Source organism: Pseudomonas entomophila (genome assembly GCF_029478665.1).
In the GTDB taxonomy this organism is placed as follows: domain Bacteria; phylum Pseudomonadota; class Gammaproteobacteria; order Pseudomonadales; family Pseudomonadaceae; genus Aquipseudomonas; species Aquipseudomonas entomophila_F.
In genome coordinates this window covers 34581-48761 of record NZ_JARPQB010000039.1, presented here as the reverse complement: position 1 = coordinate 48761, position 14181 = coordinate 34581, and the positions used below count along the sequence as shown (strand labels likewise).

General features: G+C 66.2%; 16 protein-coding genes and 1 riboswitch. Of the genes, 1 reads left to right on the top strand and 15 read right to left on the bottom strand.

The window, feature by feature from the left end; genetic code table 11:
• Positions 1-551: 551 nt before the first annotated feature.
• The 15 genes from P5705_RS19030 to cobO form a co-directional block, all read right to left on the bottom strand.
• Entirely contained in the window at positions 552-1103 is a 552-nt protein-coding gene (locus tag P5705_RS19030; protein ID WP_277462505.1) for a glutathione peroxidase, read from the bottom strand.
• Between the two features lie 46 nt (positions 1104-1149).
• Positions 1150-1272 (bottom strand): hypothetical protein, encoded by a 123-nt coding sequence (locus tag P5705_RS19025; protein ID WP_277462504.1) that lies wholly within the window; start codon positions 1270-1272, stop codon positions 1150-1152.
• Positions 1269-2471 (bottom strand): MFS transporter, encoded by a 1203-nt coding sequence (locus P5705_RS19020; RefSeq protein ID WP_011532683.1) that lies wholly within the window; start codon positions 2469-2471, stop codon positions 1269-1271. Before P5705_RS19020 ends, P5705_RS19025 begins: the two co-directional genes overlap by 4 nt.
• Positions 2472-2535: 64 nt before the next feature.
• Positions 2536-2940, bottom strand: a complete 405-nt coding sequence (locus tag P5705_RS19015) for a MarR family winged helix-turn-helix transcriptional regulator (protein WP_277462502.1) — start codon at positions 2938-2940, stop codon at positions 2536-2538.
• Between the two features lie 54 nt (positions 2941-2994).
• Positions 2995-4173 (bottom strand): glycoside hydrolase family 5 protein, encoded by a 1179-nt coding sequence (locus tag P5705_RS19010; RefSeq protein WP_277462501.1) that lies wholly within the window; start codon positions 4171-4173, stop codon positions 2995-2997.
• A 174-nt stretch (positions 4174-4347) separates the two neighbouring features.
• Positions 4348-5082, bottom strand: coding sequence for an adenosylcobinamide-GDP ribazoletransferase (locus P5705_RS19005; RefSeq protein ID WP_277462499.1), 735 nt, complete (start codon positions 5080-5082; stop codon positions 4348-4350).
• Between the two features lies 1 nt (position 5083).
• Positions 5084-5650, bottom strand: coding sequence for a histidine phosphatase family protein (locus P5705_RS19000; protein WP_277462498.1), 567 nt, complete (start codon positions 5648-5650; stop codon positions 5084-5086).
• Positions 5647-6702 carry a nicotinate-nucleotide--dimethylbenzimidazole phosphoribosyltransferase gene (cobT, locus tag P5705_RS18995; RefSeq protein WP_277462497.1) on the bottom strand — a complete coding sequence of 352 codons (1056 nt, stop codon included), beginning with the start codon at positions 6700-6702 and terminating at the stop codon, positions 5647-5649. The genes P5705_RS19000 and cobT overlap by 4 nt, the downstream gene beginning before the upstream one ends.
• A complete protein-coding gene (gene cobU, locus P5705_RS18990; protein WP_277462496.1) occupies positions 6699-7220 on the bottom strand; it encodes a bifunctional adenosylcobinamide kinase/adenosylcobinamide-phosphate guanylyltransferase in 522 nt (173 codons plus the stop codon). The genes cobT and cobU overlap by 4 nt, the downstream gene beginning before the upstream one ends.
• On the bottom strand, positions 7213-8676 hold the full coding sequence (locus tag P5705_RS18985) for a cobyric acid synthase (RefSeq protein WP_277462494.1): 1464 nt from the start codon (positions 8674-8676) through the stop codon (positions 7213-7215). The genes cobU and P5705_RS18985 overlap by 8 nt, the downstream gene beginning before the upstream one ends.
• Positions 8673-9665: a threonine-phosphate decarboxylase CobD gene (cobD, locus tag P5705_RS18980; protein ID WP_277462492.1), complete on the bottom strand. Its 993-nt coding sequence runs from the start codon at positions 9663-9665 to the stop codon at positions 8673-8675. The genes P5705_RS18985 and cobD overlap by 4 nt, the downstream gene beginning before the upstream one ends.
• The gene (cbiB, locus tag P5705_RS18975; RefSeq protein WP_277462490.1) at positions 9658-10566 is read right to left on the bottom strand and encodes an adenosylcobinamide-phosphate synthase CbiB; all 909 of its coding nucleotides are present in this window, start codon (positions 10564-10566) and stop codon (positions 9658-9660) included. The genes cobD and cbiB overlap by 8 nt, the downstream gene beginning before the upstream one ends.
• Positions 10563-11213 carry a 5,6-dimethylbenzimidazole synthase gene (bluB, locus tag P5705_RS18970; RefSeq protein WP_277462487.1) on the bottom strand — a complete coding sequence of 217 codons (651 nt, stop codon included), beginning with the start codon at positions 11211-11213 and terminating at the stop codon, positions 10563-10565. Before bluB ends, cbiB begins: the two co-directional genes overlap by 4 nt.
• Positions 11210-12505, bottom strand: coding sequence for a cobyrinate a,c-diamide synthase (locus P5705_RS18965; RefSeq protein WP_277462485.1), 1296 nt, complete (start codon positions 12503-12505; stop codon positions 11210-11212). Before P5705_RS18965 ends, bluB begins: the two co-directional genes overlap by 4 nt.
• Positions 12502-13113, bottom strand: a complete 612-nt coding sequence (cobO, locus tag P5705_RS18960; protein WP_277462484.1) for a cob(I)yrinic acid a,c-diamide adenosyltransferase — start codon at positions 13111-13113, stop codon at positions 12502-12504. Before cobO ends, P5705_RS18965 begins: the two co-directional genes overlap by 4 nt.
• A gap of 111 nt (positions 13114-13224) precedes the next feature.
• Positions 13225-13444: riboswitch (cobalamin riboswitch) on the bottom strand.
• Positions 13445-13595: 151 nt separating this feature from the next.
• Here cobO and P5705_RS18955 point away from each other — a divergent pair.
• The gene (locus tag P5705_RS18955; RefSeq protein WP_277462483.1) at positions 13596-14174 is read left to right on the top strand and encodes a hypothetical protein; all 579 of its coding nucleotides are present in this window, start codon (positions 13596-13598) and stop codon (positions 14172-14174) included.
• The last annotated feature ends 7 nt before the right edge of the window (positions 14175-14181 follow it).

Here is a 14181-nt window from a genome sequence, read left to right as displayed (position 1 = left end):
CGGCGCCTGGACTATCGCGCATCAAGATCAAAAGCCGGGCGAGACGCTACGCGCTCGCAGAAGCAAAGAGCAAAGATCTTGATAGCTACGTAATGCTGCAATGGATGGGGTGTTTGTACCATTGGTTCGCCGGCAAAGCCGGCTCCTACAATAGTGCGGCGTGCACCCTCCGGTAGGAGCCGGCTTTGCCGGCGAATGCGGACTGAAGGCCACGAGTAAGCAGCTAGCGACAGCTGCGCCTGCCCAGGCGCCGCCCGTAACTTCGCGACTTCAGGAGGCTGAGCGCAGGCGTCTGGAGGGCCAGGTGCGCAGCACCCTTCGGCGTTAGCCGAAGGCGCGAGATGTAGACTTGCGCAGCAAGTCGTAGGCCGCGCGGGCCCGGAAGGCGCCGGAGCGAAGGGACCCGGAGCGTAGCGGAGGGCCGTATGATGGAGCGAGCGGCTTTTGGTTACTTTTGGCCAAGACCAAAAGTGACCCGCCGTAAGGGCGGAAAGGTGAGTCAGCGTCTCCATCGCCAATGGATATGCTCAAAAAACCCAAAACCCAAACAATCAAAGCGGCGAAGCGATCGCCTTGTCGATGGCCGCCCTGAACGCCGGATCATCCGGCTTGGTCAAACTGGAAAAACTCCCGATCACCTTCCCCTGCCGATCCACCACATACTTGTAGAAATTCCACTTCGGCGCACTGCTCTGCCGAGCCAGCTCGACGAACAACGGAATCGCATCCTTGCCCCGCACCGGCTGCGCCTTGGTCATGGTGAAGGTCACACCGTAATTGGCGTAACAAACCTTGGCCGTCTTGTCGCTATCGGCATCTTCCTGCTTGAAATCGTTGGACGGCACCCCGAGCATTTCCAACCCCTTGCCGTGGTAATCCTTGTACGTCGCCTCAAGCCCCTCGAACTGCGGAGCAAAACCGCAGTAGCTGGCGGTGTTGATCACCACCAGCGGCTTGCCGGCAAAACGCTCGCACAGGTCGATCTGCTCCTTGCCGCGCAACTCCGGCAGGCTGCCCTGGAGCAGTGCCGGGCAATCCGCCGCCCAGCTCGAGGTGGCGACCACCAGGGCCAGAACGGGTATCGTCAGCCAGCATGCACGCATCATGAAGTTCTCCTGCAAGACATTCCCTGAAGGTGCAGGGTAGCGCCTAACACAGGCTCATGCCCAACTGCATCAACGCCAACCCGCCCTTCTGCCAGCCCCACCAAGCCAGTGCCACCACCAATAGCCCGGCAATGACCAGCAGCGCCCGCCCCAGCACGCGATTCATACCGCCTGGGCCTGCAAACGCGCCACAGGGCGCTCCCGCACCGGCCAGTTGAGCGCGGCCGCCAGCAAGCTGAGCAAGATCGATATCTGCCAGACCAGGTCATAGTTGCCGGTCCGGTCATACACCACGCCCCCCAACCAACCGCCCAGGAACGCGCCCAACTGGTGGAACAGGAACACGATGCCACCCAGCATGGACAGGTTGCGCACACCAAAAAGCGTGGCCACGGTGCCATTGGTCAACGGCACCGTGGACAACCACAACAGGCCCATGGCAATACCGAACAGGTAGGCGCTGAACTGAGTGACCGGAGCCCAGAGGAACAGCACGATCACCACCGCACGCAGCAGATAGAGGCCGGTCAGCAGACGCGGCTTGGACATCCGCCCGCCAAGCCAGCCCGCCGTATAGGTGCCGACGATATTGAACAACCCCACCAGCGCCAGCACCGTGGTACCGGTAGTCGCCGCCAGGTGCTGGTCTACCAGGTAGGCCGGCAGGTGCACCCCGATGAACACCACCTGGAAACCACAGACAAAGAAACCCAGCGCCAGCAACCAGAAGCCGGAGTGCGTACACGCCTCACGCAGCGCCTGGCCGAGGGTCTGCTCGACGCCCTGGCTGGGCAGCGGACGATCACGCAGCAAGCTGACAAACGGTACGATCAACGCCACCAGCAAGCCCAGCACCAGCAGCGCCGCCGACCAACCCAACCACTGGATCAGCCCCTGGGTGCCCGGCAGCATGGCGAACTGGCCGAACGACCCCGCCGCACTGGCGATGCCCATGGCCATGCTGCGTTTTTCCGGTGCCACCGCGCGCCCCACCACACCGAGAATCACCGAGAACGAAGTACCGGACAGGCCAATACCGATCAATAGCCCTGCGCTCAAAGACAGCGACCAAGGCGAGTCGGACACGGCCATCAGCAACAACCCGGCAGCGTAGAGAATGCCGCCGATGATCACCACCTTCGCCGCGCCAAGACGGTCGGCAAGGGCGCCGGAGAACGGCTGGGCAAGGCCCCAGATCAGGTTCTGCAGGGCGATGGCGAAAGCGAACACCCCGCGCCCCCAGCCAAAGTCGGCGCTCATCGGCGCCAGGAACAGGCCGAACCCATGCCGCACCCCCAGGGACAACGCCAGGATCAGCGCCGCCCCCAGCAACACCCACCCGCTGGTCCGCCATACGGAAGTCATTGTCGTTCTCTCCAGCACATCGCAAGGTTTATACGGGTATATACCCGCTTTTAGTCATACCCAATCACGCCAGGTGCTCCAGCATCCGCACCAGCACATCACGCTGCCCTTCACCCAGTTGCTCGACCAGCTGTGCCTGCGCCAGCTCCCAGGCCGGGTGTGCCGCCTCCAGCCGTGCCCTGCCCGCCTCGCTCAGCAAGACTACACGGTTACGCTGGTCGTCACCTTCCGCCAGCTGTACCAGGCCGTCCGCCTCAAGCACCCGCAAGTTGCGTCCAAGCGTGCTGCGTTCCAACCCCATGGCCTCGGCCAGGCTGGTGATACTGGGGCGGTCGAGCCGCTGCAGGTGTCGCAGCAGCGAAAACTGGGCAACGTTGATGCCGAAACCGGCAAGGGCTTCGTCGTAGTGGCGGCTCACCCCACGGGCGGCACGACGCAGGTGGGTACAGATGCATTCACTGGTCAACATGGATACGTGTATATACCCGCGATATGGATGTTGCAAGAAGTTTCAAAGCGCTACTCAAGGCCGCAAACGCCGGGCAATCGGCTCGAAAGCCGTTGTCGCCGTGCGTTCAACGGGGTCAGGAGTGCCCTGCTCGGCAGCCTGCCAATAGCCCCACGGTACCTTCTTCGTGCCCAGTTCATAGTCCATGCCATCCCAGCTGTCCTCACGGAAGCTGTAGAACGCCCAGTGCAACTGTTCACGGTCGAGCACCGTGAGGACATCCTCCAGGTACTGCCGACAACCGGCAAGCCGTCGCATGCAGCCGAACTCACCGACCACCAGCCTTGAGCGCGGCAGTTTGATTCCATCCGCCCAGGCCAGGGGCTGACGCAGGTAATCCGCGACCCGTTGCGCATCCCATTGTTGCACCTGGCCGGCAAAGGGTACTTGGCCAGGATACGGGTAGGGGTGTTCACGGGCCAGGTTCGGCGCACTGGTGGCGGCATAGGGCTCATACATGTGCACGCTGTATAGCACGCGCGGGTCGTCCAGCGCTTCGGGCCAGTAACCGAAGGCATCGGCGGCGGCGTACCAGCCAGCATCGAGCATCACCGGTGTCTTGCTGTCGACTTCACGAACAGCCGCCAGCAGTTGCCTGTACAAGGCTGGCAGATCACGCGCGTTGCCCTTCTGCTGGGCATACCAGCGTTTCATCTGTCCTGGATCGGCATGCTCGGCCAGGCTGCCCTGCTTTTCCGGCGCGGGCTCGTTGATCAGGTTGTAGGCGGCGATGGCTGGATGGTTTTTCAGTGCCCCGGCCAGGTCACGCCAGAAGCGAGCCGACTGCTCCCAGAAGCGCTTCTCCTGCCACAGGCGATCGTCGAACTGGCCGTTGTTGTTCTGCGCCCAGCGCATGCCGGGCAGCGACAGCGGTGTGATCACAACCTTGAGGCCAGCGGCATGGGCGCGGTCGAGCACGGCAACCAGTTGCTTCAGGTCGGCCTCGACCAGCCCCTTGTAGTCGTCGGCATCGCCCAGCAGAAAGTCGCGCTGCGCCGGCTGCCACTTGTCGTAGGAGAGCCGCACCCAGCTGGCGCCGTATCCATCGAGCGCGTCGAAATAGGCTTGTTCGGGGGGCAGGCGGTTGAAGCTGTTGCCGCCGTGGCGCGGCGTGTTCCAGAAGTCGATGAGATCGGCGGCATTCAGTGGAGACGCTCCGAGGGCCAGCAAGCAGGCGAAGATCCAGTGGTGCATGCAGTACTCCAGGCAAAGAGAAGAGACGCCCGAGGATAAGCCAGGTTACCCACGGAAACCTCCGAAGCATCAGCAGGCAGTGCCCCTTTCGCCGGCAAGCCGGTCCCTATGGAAGAGCACATCTCCTGTAGGAGCCGGCTTGCCGGCGAAAGAGGCGGTACTGCCCCACCAAGCTCAGACCATCAACGCCAAGCCCACTACCACCACCAGCTCCAGCAATTCCACCATCGCCCCGGCCGTATCTCCGGTACTGCCGCCCAACCGCTTGCACATCAGCCGCCGCAGCCACAAGAACACCCCAAGCGACAGCAACAGCACCCAAAGCCCGGGCAAGCCCGCCAGCACAACGCAAGCCAGCACGCTGCCCAGCAGCACCCACCCAGCGGCCCGGCGCGGCAGATGCTCGGCCAAGGCCGCCCCCAAACCACCCTGGCGCACATAGGGCGTGCCCATGAACAAACCCAACATCGCCGCCCGCCCGACCACCGGCGCCAGCACCAGCCAGCCAGCGGCGCCACACTCGACCAGCACCCATAGCGCACAGAATTTCAGCAACAGCACCAGCACCAGGGTGACCACGGCAATCGGCCCGCTGCGCGGATCCTTCATGATCTGCAAGGTGCGCTCGCGATCACCGAATCCGCCCAGCCAGGCATCGGCGCTGTCGGCCAAGCCATCCAGGTGCAAGGCGCCACTGAGCAGCACCCACAGCGCCAACAGCAACGCCGCATGCAGCGGCGCCGGCGCCCCCTGAAGCAGATGGCTGGCCAGCCACAGCAGCAGCCCGAACAGCAGCCCGACCACGGGATAGAACAACAGCGAGCGCCCCATCTGGTTCGGTGTCGGCATGCCCGGCAGGCGTACCGGCAAGCTGCTGAGAAACTGCAAGGCGATCCAGAACGGCAGCATCTCAATCCACCTCGCGCAACTGGTCGCCTGCGCAGACCAGCCGTTTCAACGCAGCATGCCCGACTTCGACTTGCAGCAACTGCTCCCGTGGCAAACCACGGGCCTGTGCCAACAGCAGCCGCATCACACCACCATGGGTGACCAGCAGCACACGCTTGCCCGCGTACTGGCACGCCAGCCTGGCGACTGCCGCCTGTACCCGTTCGGCAAATGCCAGCACCGGCTCGCCGCCGGGCGGCGTGAAGGCATAAGGGTCATTCCAGAACAGGCCAAGGGCATCGGCTTCGGTCTGCATGATCTGCGCCGCACTGCGCCCTTCCCAGTCACCAAAATGCAGTTCGCGCACATCCGCCTCGCGCTGCACCGCCAGCCCCAGGCGTGCGCCCAGCTCATCAGCGAACAACCCGCAGCGTTGCAGCGGCGAGCTGACCAGCACATCCCAAGGGCCGGCCTCGGCCACCGCCTGGCGCATCTGCGTCCAGCCAAGCGGTGTCAGGGCATCGTCCAGGCTGCCGCGCAGGCCTCCGCCGAGCACCGTCTCACCGTGGCGCAGCAGGTCGAGGATCATGCCGGGCGATCCGCCACCGCGGCTTCGGCGAAGGTCGCCATCTGCCCGTGCAGGGCACAGGCCAGGCGAATCAGCGGCACGGCCAGGGCAGCGCCACTGCCCTCGCCAAGGCGCAGCCCCAGGGCCAACAGCGGCTCGGCTTGCAGGGCGGCAAGCAAAGCCTTGTGCCCAGGCTCGGCGCCCTGGTGAGCGAACAGCAACCAAGGCCGGCACTGCGGATTGAGGCGCACCGCCACCAGGGCGGCGACGCTGCAGATAAAACCATCGACCAGCACCGGCAGCCCGTGCTGGGCACAGGCCAGGTAGGCGCCCACCAGTGCGGCGATCTCGAAACCGCCGACATGACCCAACGCACGTAGCGGCTCGTCGGCACGCAGCCCGTGCAGCACCAGGGCACGTTCGATCACCTCGGCCTTGTGCCGCACACCAGCGCTGTCCAGGCCGGTACCCGGCCCGCTCAGCTCACGCGCCGGGCACCCCATCAGCGTGCAGGCCAGGGCGGCGGCGGCCGTGGTGTTGCCGATACCCATCTCACCGCCGATGAACAGTTGGCCACCCTGTTCGAGCGCGCGCAGGGCGCTGTCGCGGCCAGCTTGCAAGGCGGCAGCCAACTGGGCGTCGGTCATCGCCGCCTGGCGGGCGAAGTTGCTGGTGCCCGCCCCCAGGCGCAGATGGCGCACGCCCGGCAGGTCCAACGACGGGTCGACCGTACCGAGGTCGACCACTTCCAGGCTCGCCTCCAGCTGGCGTGCCAGCACGCTGATCGCCGCGCCGCCCGAGACGAAGTTGCGCAGCATCTGCCCGGTCACGGCCTGTGGATAGGCAGAGATACCCTCCTCCACCACGCCATGGTCACCGGCGAATATCGTGATTGCCACCTGTTCCAAGGTGGGGCGCTCCCGCCCTTGCAACCCGGCCAGGCGAATCGCCAGGCCTTCGAGCTGGCCAAGGGAGCCAGTGGGTTTGGTCAGTTGCTGCTGACGGGCGCGGGCCTGATCCATGGCGGCGGTGTCGAGGGGTTGGCAGGCGTCGCGCCACCACGTCTGGGTCATAGAGCAGGTCCTTTGAGCATGAGAGGTAGGCCGGCCACGGTGAGCACCACGCGCTGGCAGCGCGCGGCCACGGCCTGGTGCAGCAGGCCGGAAAGGTCGACGTAGCGCCGGGTCAGTTCGCCCATGGGCACCACGCCCAGGCCGGTTTCGTTGCTGACCAGGATGATCGTGCCGGGCAGTTGCTCCAGGCAATCAAGCAGCGCATCGCGCTCCTGGGCCAGACGCTGGTCATCTTCGAGCATCAACAGGTTGGTCAGCCATAAAGTGAGGCAATCCACCAGCAGGCAGCGCCCTGCAGCGGCCTCGGCGCGCAGCACGGCGGCCAGGGCCAGGGGCTCCTCGATCAGCCCCCAGTCGGTCGGGCGGCGTTCGCGGTGCAGGCGCACCCGCTCGCTCATCTCGCCGTCCCGGGGTTCGCTGGTGGCGATATAGGTCACCGGCAAGCGGCTGTCCGTGGCCAACTGTTCGGCCAGGCGGCTCTTGCCGGAGCGGGCGCCGCCGAGGATCAGGTTACGCATCAGCGGTCACCCCACACAGTTGGCGCAGGCGCTCGGTATCCAGGTGCTGCTCCACCAGATCGGCCAGGCGCTCGATATCGCGCTCGCGCAGGGCCTCGTAGTCGATGGCCTGGGCGTCCGCGAGCCCGGCCCAGCGCAGCAGCGCGGCGCATGACTGGCTGCCTTCGAACAGCCCGTGCAGGTAGGTGGCGAGGATCTGGCCGTCGGCGCTGATGGCGCCATCGTTGCGGCCATCGTCCAACTGGATGGCCGGATGCTCAAGGCCCAGACCGTGGGTCACACCCGCATGGATCTCATAGCCGGACACCGCCGCCTGCTCCAGGTCGAGGGTACCGGCGACATTGCGCAGCTGCTTTTCAGCTTCCAGCACGGAGCTGTAGTCCAGCAGGCCAAGCCCGGCGCTGGAGCCCGCCGGCCCTTCCAGGCCCAGCGGGTCGTGCACTTCATGGCCGAGCATCTGCAAGCCGCCGCAGATACCGATTACCTTGCCGCCATAACGCAGGTGCCGGGCGATGGCACTGTCCCAACCCCGCTCGCGCAATTGCGCCAGGTCGGCGCGCACGCTCTTGGAGCCGGGCAGGATGATCAGGTCGGCGGGCGGGATCGGCTGGCCCGGGCCGATGAACTGCAGGTCCACCTGCGGGTGCAGGCGCAGGGGGTCGAAGTCGGTGTGATTGCTGATGCGTGGCAATACCGGGACGATCACCTTGAGCACGCGCTCGCCCTTGACCGCCTGGCGCACGTCGATGGCATCCTCGGCTTCCAGGTGCAGGTCGGTGACATAGGGCAGCACCCCCAGCACCGGCTTGCCGGTGCGCTGCTCCAGCCAGTCGAGGCCCGGTTGCAGCAAGGCGATGTCACCACGGAAACGGTTGATGACAAAGCCCTTCACCCGCGCCTGCTCACTCGGTGACAGCAGCTCCAGGGTGCCGACCAGGTGGGCGAACACGCCACCCCGGTTGATGTCGGCGACCAGGATCACCGGGCAGTCGACCGCCTCGGCGAAGCCCATGTTGGCGATGTCGCCGGCGCGCAGGTTGATTTCGGCGGGCGAGCCGGCCCCCTCCACCATCACTACCGGATAGGCCTGGCGCAGGCGCTCATGGGAAGCCAGCACCGCCTGCATGGCGATGACCTTGTAGTCGTGATAGGCCACGGCGTTCATGCTGGTGACCGCGCGCCCATGCACGATCACCTGGGCGCCGGTGTCGCTGTTGGGCTTGAGCAGCACCGGGTTCATGTCGGTGTGCGGCGCCAGCCGGCAGGCCTGGGCCTGCACCGCCTGGGCCCGGCCGATCTCGCCGCCATCGGCGGTGACTGCGCTGTTGAGCGCCATGTTCTGCGGTTTGAACGGCACCACGGCGACGCCCTGGCGCAGCAGCCAGCGGCACAGGGCGGTGACCAGCGTGCTCTTGCCGGCATCGGAAGTGGTGCCTTGCACCATGAGGGTGGTCATGCCGAATCCTTCTGGTAGTCCGCCAGGGCCTGGGCCAGGCGTTGTTCGTCCGCCGCGCTGGCGGGCAGGCCCAGGCGCACGGCAGGCGGTTGCTCGAACAAGCGGACGAGGATGCCGCGCCGGGCGAGAAAATCATGCAGGTGCGCGGCGCGTTCGCTGCGCACGTACTGGAACAGGTCGCAGCCACCGCTCGGCGCCAGGCCGGTGTTTTGCAACATCACCGCCAGACGCTGGCTGGCCCGCGCGCAACGTTCGATCTGCCCTTGGTGCGCAATGATGTCGGTGAAACAAGCCTGGCCGATCATCCGCGTCGGGCCGCTGACCGTCCAGGGCCCCAGCAGGTCGGCCAGCTGTTGCAACAGTGTTTTTTCGGCGACCACGAAGCCAAGCCTCACGCCAGCGAGCCCGAAAAACTTGCCGAACGAGCGCAGCACAATGAGCCCTGGGCACTCGGCGCAGTCGACAATGCTGTGCTCAGGCGTGTTGTCCATGAACGCTTCATCGACCAGCAACCAGCCGCCCCGCGCGGCCAGACGCGCGTGCCAGGCCAGCAATTGAGCGCGGGGGAAACGGCGCCCAGTGGGGTTGTTGGGATTGACCAGCAGCAACACATCAAGGCTGTCGAGGGCGCCCTCCACCTGGGCCTCGTCCAGCTCGACGAGCGTGTGCCCGGCACGCCGCCAGGCATAGGGGTGCTCGGCATAACACGGCGACAAAACGCCGACCCGACCAGCCGCGCGCAAATGCGGCAACGCCTGGATAGCCGCCTGGGAGCCGGCCACCGCCAGCAACTGGCGCACGCCATAGTACTGCCGCGCAGCGGCTTCCAGGCCATCCTCGGTTTCCGGCAAGCGCGCCCAGGCATCCTGCGGGATCGCGGGGATCGGGTAGCTCCACGGCGCGATGCCGCTGGACAGATCGAGCCAGTGCTCACGGGCGATCCCGTAGTGTTTTACCGCACGCAGCAGGCGCCCACCGTGCTCAAGCATTCAAGTAGCCTCCCAGGCAGATCACCAGCAGCCACAGCCACACACCACGCTGCACCAGGCTCCAGCCACGCTCGATCGCGTCGGCGTCGGCCATGGGGCCGTCCCCCAGGCGAGGGCGCTCATGCAACTCGCCGTGATAGACCGCCGGCCCGCCCAGTTCCACACCCAGCGCGCCTGCGCCGGCGGCCATCACCGGGCCGGCGTTGGGGCTGTCCCATTGCGGCCCCTGCCGGCGCCAGCAATTCATCGCCAGCCGGGTCTTGCCCAGCAGCGCGTAGGTCAGCGCCACCAACCGGGCGGGCAGGTAGTTGAGCCCATCGTCGATACGCGCCGCGCACCAACCGAAACGCTCGAAGCGTTCGTTGCGATAACCCCACATGGCATCCAGGGTGTTGCTCAGGCGATAGAGCACCACACCGGGCGCGCCGGCGATCACGAACCAGAACAGCGCGGCGAACACTGCATCGCTACCGTTCTCCAGCACGGACTCGGTGGCCGCCCGGGCTACTGCGGGCTCGTCCAGCTCGCGGGTTTCCCGGCTGACCAGGTAGCCGACCCGCCGCCGCGCCTCTTCGAGGTTGCCCTGGCGCAATGCCTGGGCCACCGGCAGCACATGCTCGCCCAGGCTGCGCAGGCCAAGCGCGCAGTACAGCGCCAGCACATCGACGATCCAGCCGATATAGGGCAACCAGGAGAGGATCAACGCCACCAGGGTCAGCGGCACCACGGCCAGGAACCAGGCACTGACGCCATGGCTGCGCCAGCCGCGGCCGCCGGCATTGAAACGCCGCTCCAGGCTCTTGGCCAGGTTGCCGAAGCCCACCAGCGGATGCCGCCGTTTCGGCTCGCCGAGCAAGGCGTCCAGGGCCACGCCCGCGACAGTCAGCAGGGCCATGCTCATGGCCGGTCTCCCCATTGGTTCTCGTAGAGCATTTCATGCAACGGCCGTTGCTCGGCCCAGTCTTCCAGCACCAGCATCGGTGCGGGATAAAACGCGGTTACAGGCCCCAGGCACAGCACCGCCACCGGCTTGGCGCCTGCCGGCATGCCCAGCAGTTCAGCCAGGGCCTGCGGATCGAACAACGACACCCAGCCCATGCCCAGCCCTTCTGCGCGGGCCGCCAGCCACAGGTTCTGGATGGCACAGGCGAGCGAGGCCAGGTCCATCTCGGGCAGGGTGCGCCGCCCGAAGATATGCGGCTCGCGGTTGTCCATCAACGCGGCGACCAGCACCTCGGCGCAGTCGCTGATGCCCTCGACCTTGAGCTTCATGAACTCATCCGCGCGCTCGCCCAGCGCCTCGGCGGTACGCACCCGCTCCTCTTCCACCAGCTCTTGGATGCGCATGCGCAGCTCGCGCTGGCTGATGCGGATGAAGCGCCACGGCTGCATCAACCCCACGCTGGGGGCCTGGTGCGCAGCGGCCAGCAATCGGCCGAGCAGTTCCGGCGCGACTTCGCCACCGGCGAAATGACGCATGTCGCGACGTTCGCCGATGGCGCGGTAGATGGCCGCGCGCTCGACCGCGCTGTAGGCGTGCTCGCTCATGGTCGCAGCAGCGCCGCCGCCGCGTCGGGGTTGGAGGGGAAGTAGAAATGCACGTAGGAGGCGGTCAAGCGGCCCAGGCGGTAGACCGCTTCGTTGCCGCGACCACCATTGGGGCTCAGGCCTCGGGCAATCGGTTCGAGCGCCGTCTCGGTCAGCGAGTGGTGATAGGTATGACCGCGCAGGGTGCCTTCCGGCAGCTCGACCGCCTGCAATGCCAGCGCCGCCAGGCGCTTCTGCATGGTTGCCTCGCCCGGCAGCAGGCCGAGCAGCGCGGCACGCTCGCCAGCCACGTCGGTCAGTGCATCGAGCAGATAAAGCATGCCACCGCACTCGGCCAACAGGGGCTTGCCTTGGCCATGGTGGTTGCGGATCGCCTCGAGCATTGGCGCATTGGCCGCCAGGGCATGATGATGCAGCTCCGGGTAGCCGCCTGGCAGGTACAGGCTGTCGATCACCGGCAGCTCACGGTCATGCAGCGGCGAGAAGAATTCGATCCGTGCGCCGAGGTTGCGCAGTAGCTCAAGGTTGGCGCCATAGGTGAAGGCGAAGGCTTCGTCGCGAGCCACGCCGATACGCACACCGGCCAACGAAGTCCCGGTGTCGAAGCGCTCTGGCGCGGCAAACGCCACCGGCGGCGGCAGGGCCGCATCGCAACTGGCTCCCAGTGCCTCGGCGGCGGCATCCAGGCGGGCATCCAGATCATTCAGCTCGCTGGCCTGCACCAGCCCGAGATGACGGCTGGGCAACTCGATGCCGCGCTCGCGGGACAGCCCGCCGTACCAGCGCAGTCCCTCGGTCAGGCTGCCTTCGAGCAGTTGCGCATGACGCAGGCTGCCGACCCGATTGGCCAGTACGCCGGCGAACGGCAGGTCGGGCTGATAGCGCGCCAGGCCCAGGGCCAGGGCGCCAAAAGTCTGGGCCATGGCCGTGCCGTCGATCACCGCCAGCACCGGCACGCCAAAGTGGCGTGCGAGGTCGGCGCTGGACGGGGTGCCGTCGAACAGCCCCATCACGCCTTCGATCAGGATCAGATCGGCCTCACCGGCCGCCTCCCACAGCAGGCGCCGGCTCTCTTCGGCGCCGATCATCCACAGGTCCAGCTGGTAGACCGGCGCGCCGCTGGCGCGCTCGAGAATCATCGGGTCGAGGAAGTCCGGCCCGCACTTGAACACCCGCACCTTACGCCCGAGGTTGCGGTGCAGGCGGGCCAGGGCGGCGGTGACCGTGGTCTTGCCCTGGCCGGAGGCCGGCGCGGCGATCAGTACCGCCGGGCAATGGCAAGCGTCACTCACAGTTCGACGCCCTTCTGCGCGCGGATACCCGCCTGGAACGCATGCTTGAGCATGCCCATCTCGGTCACGGTGTCAGCCAGTTCGATCATCTCGGGCTTGGCCGCACGGCCAGTGACGATCACATGTTGCATCGGCGGACGGGCCTGAATGTCCGAAAGCACCTGGTCGAGGTCGAGGTAGCCGTGCTTGAGAGCGATGTTCAGCTCATCGAGCACGACGAACTGGATCGACGGGTCCTGCAGCAACTGGCGCGACACGGCCCAGGCGGCCTCGGCGGCGGCGATGTCGCGCTGGCGGTCCTGGGTCTCCCAAGTGAACCCCTCGCCCATCACGTGATAGCGCACCTGTTCGGGAAAACGCCGGAAGAACAACTCTTCGCCGGTGCTGTTGCGGCCCTTGATGAACTGCACCACGCCGCATTGCATGCCATGCCCCAGCGCGCGGGCGAGCATGCCGAAGGCCGAGCTGCTCTTGCCCTTGCCATTGCCGGTCAGCACCAGCAGCAGGCCGCACTCGTTGGGGGAATTGGCGATGCGTTCGTCGATGATCGCCTTCTTGCGCTGCATGCGCGCCAGGTGGCGTTCGTCGCGGTCGGTGGATTCGCTCATCAGGGTTCTCCGCAGGCTGCCACCGACAGGTGACAGGTAATAGGCGGGCACACGGAGAACGCGCAGGGACCGTGGCGCAGGCCACATCGCACCGCGCATCACCCTCCGTGATGCCGTTGGCAGTGACAGGCCGGTCTCCGGGCTCATGAGTGGGGCCATGCCCAGGCCACGCGCCTTCCCGGATCACGAAATCCAGTGGCCATGCGCAGCCGTCGACTCATCTACCGTTGCGGGGGCAGCGCCGGAATCGCGCCTTGCTGGCGCCCACCGGCTTCCCAGTTTCACCCTGCCGAACCTGGGTTCGCAGGGCACCTGAAACACGCCGCGAAGGTTAGAGGGTTGTACCGGGAGCGTCAATCGAACGAGGGCCGATCTGGCCTGGATCAATGGCCGATCCGCCAGCTTGTGCCACACTCAAAACAGTGATATCACATAGCCACCATTTCGGCTGACCTCGATCACAATGACAAGGAGAGCGCAGCATGCAAGGCCTGATCATCAACAACCCGAGCCTGGAGTTCCTGCGCCCGGCCCTCGAGCGCTGGGTCGACTGCATCGATCGCTTCAACCAGATCCAGGGCGACAACGAAGCGCCTTACTGGCATGGCGCGGCCGCCAACGTCGGCGTGCTTGCGGCGGCTGCCTGGCAAGGCGAACTGGTGGCGCTGGAACACTATGCGAGCAAGAAACAGCGCGACGAGGGTGAACGCGAGGGGCGCTGCGACCTGTCGATCAGCAGTGCCGAGGCGACCGTGCACCTGCATGCCAGCCAACGCTGGCCGCGCATCGCCCGCCTGGACCTGGCGGCGGCCCTTCAGGAAGCCGCCACCCTGGCCAAGCCAATTGCCTATGCCAGCCAACTCAAGGCCGGCGCGCTGTTCGTCACCCCGTGGAAGGCCGGCCAGCACGCCAGCCCCGAGGAACTGCAGGACCTGGTCGACGACCTGCAAAAACACACGGCCTGCGCGATCGCCTGGTACTTCCCTTACGCCTACCGCAAGCTGCACAACGAGCTGGGGCAGTATTTCCCCGGCGTGGCGCTGCTGCTCAAGCAGGCCTGAGGACACA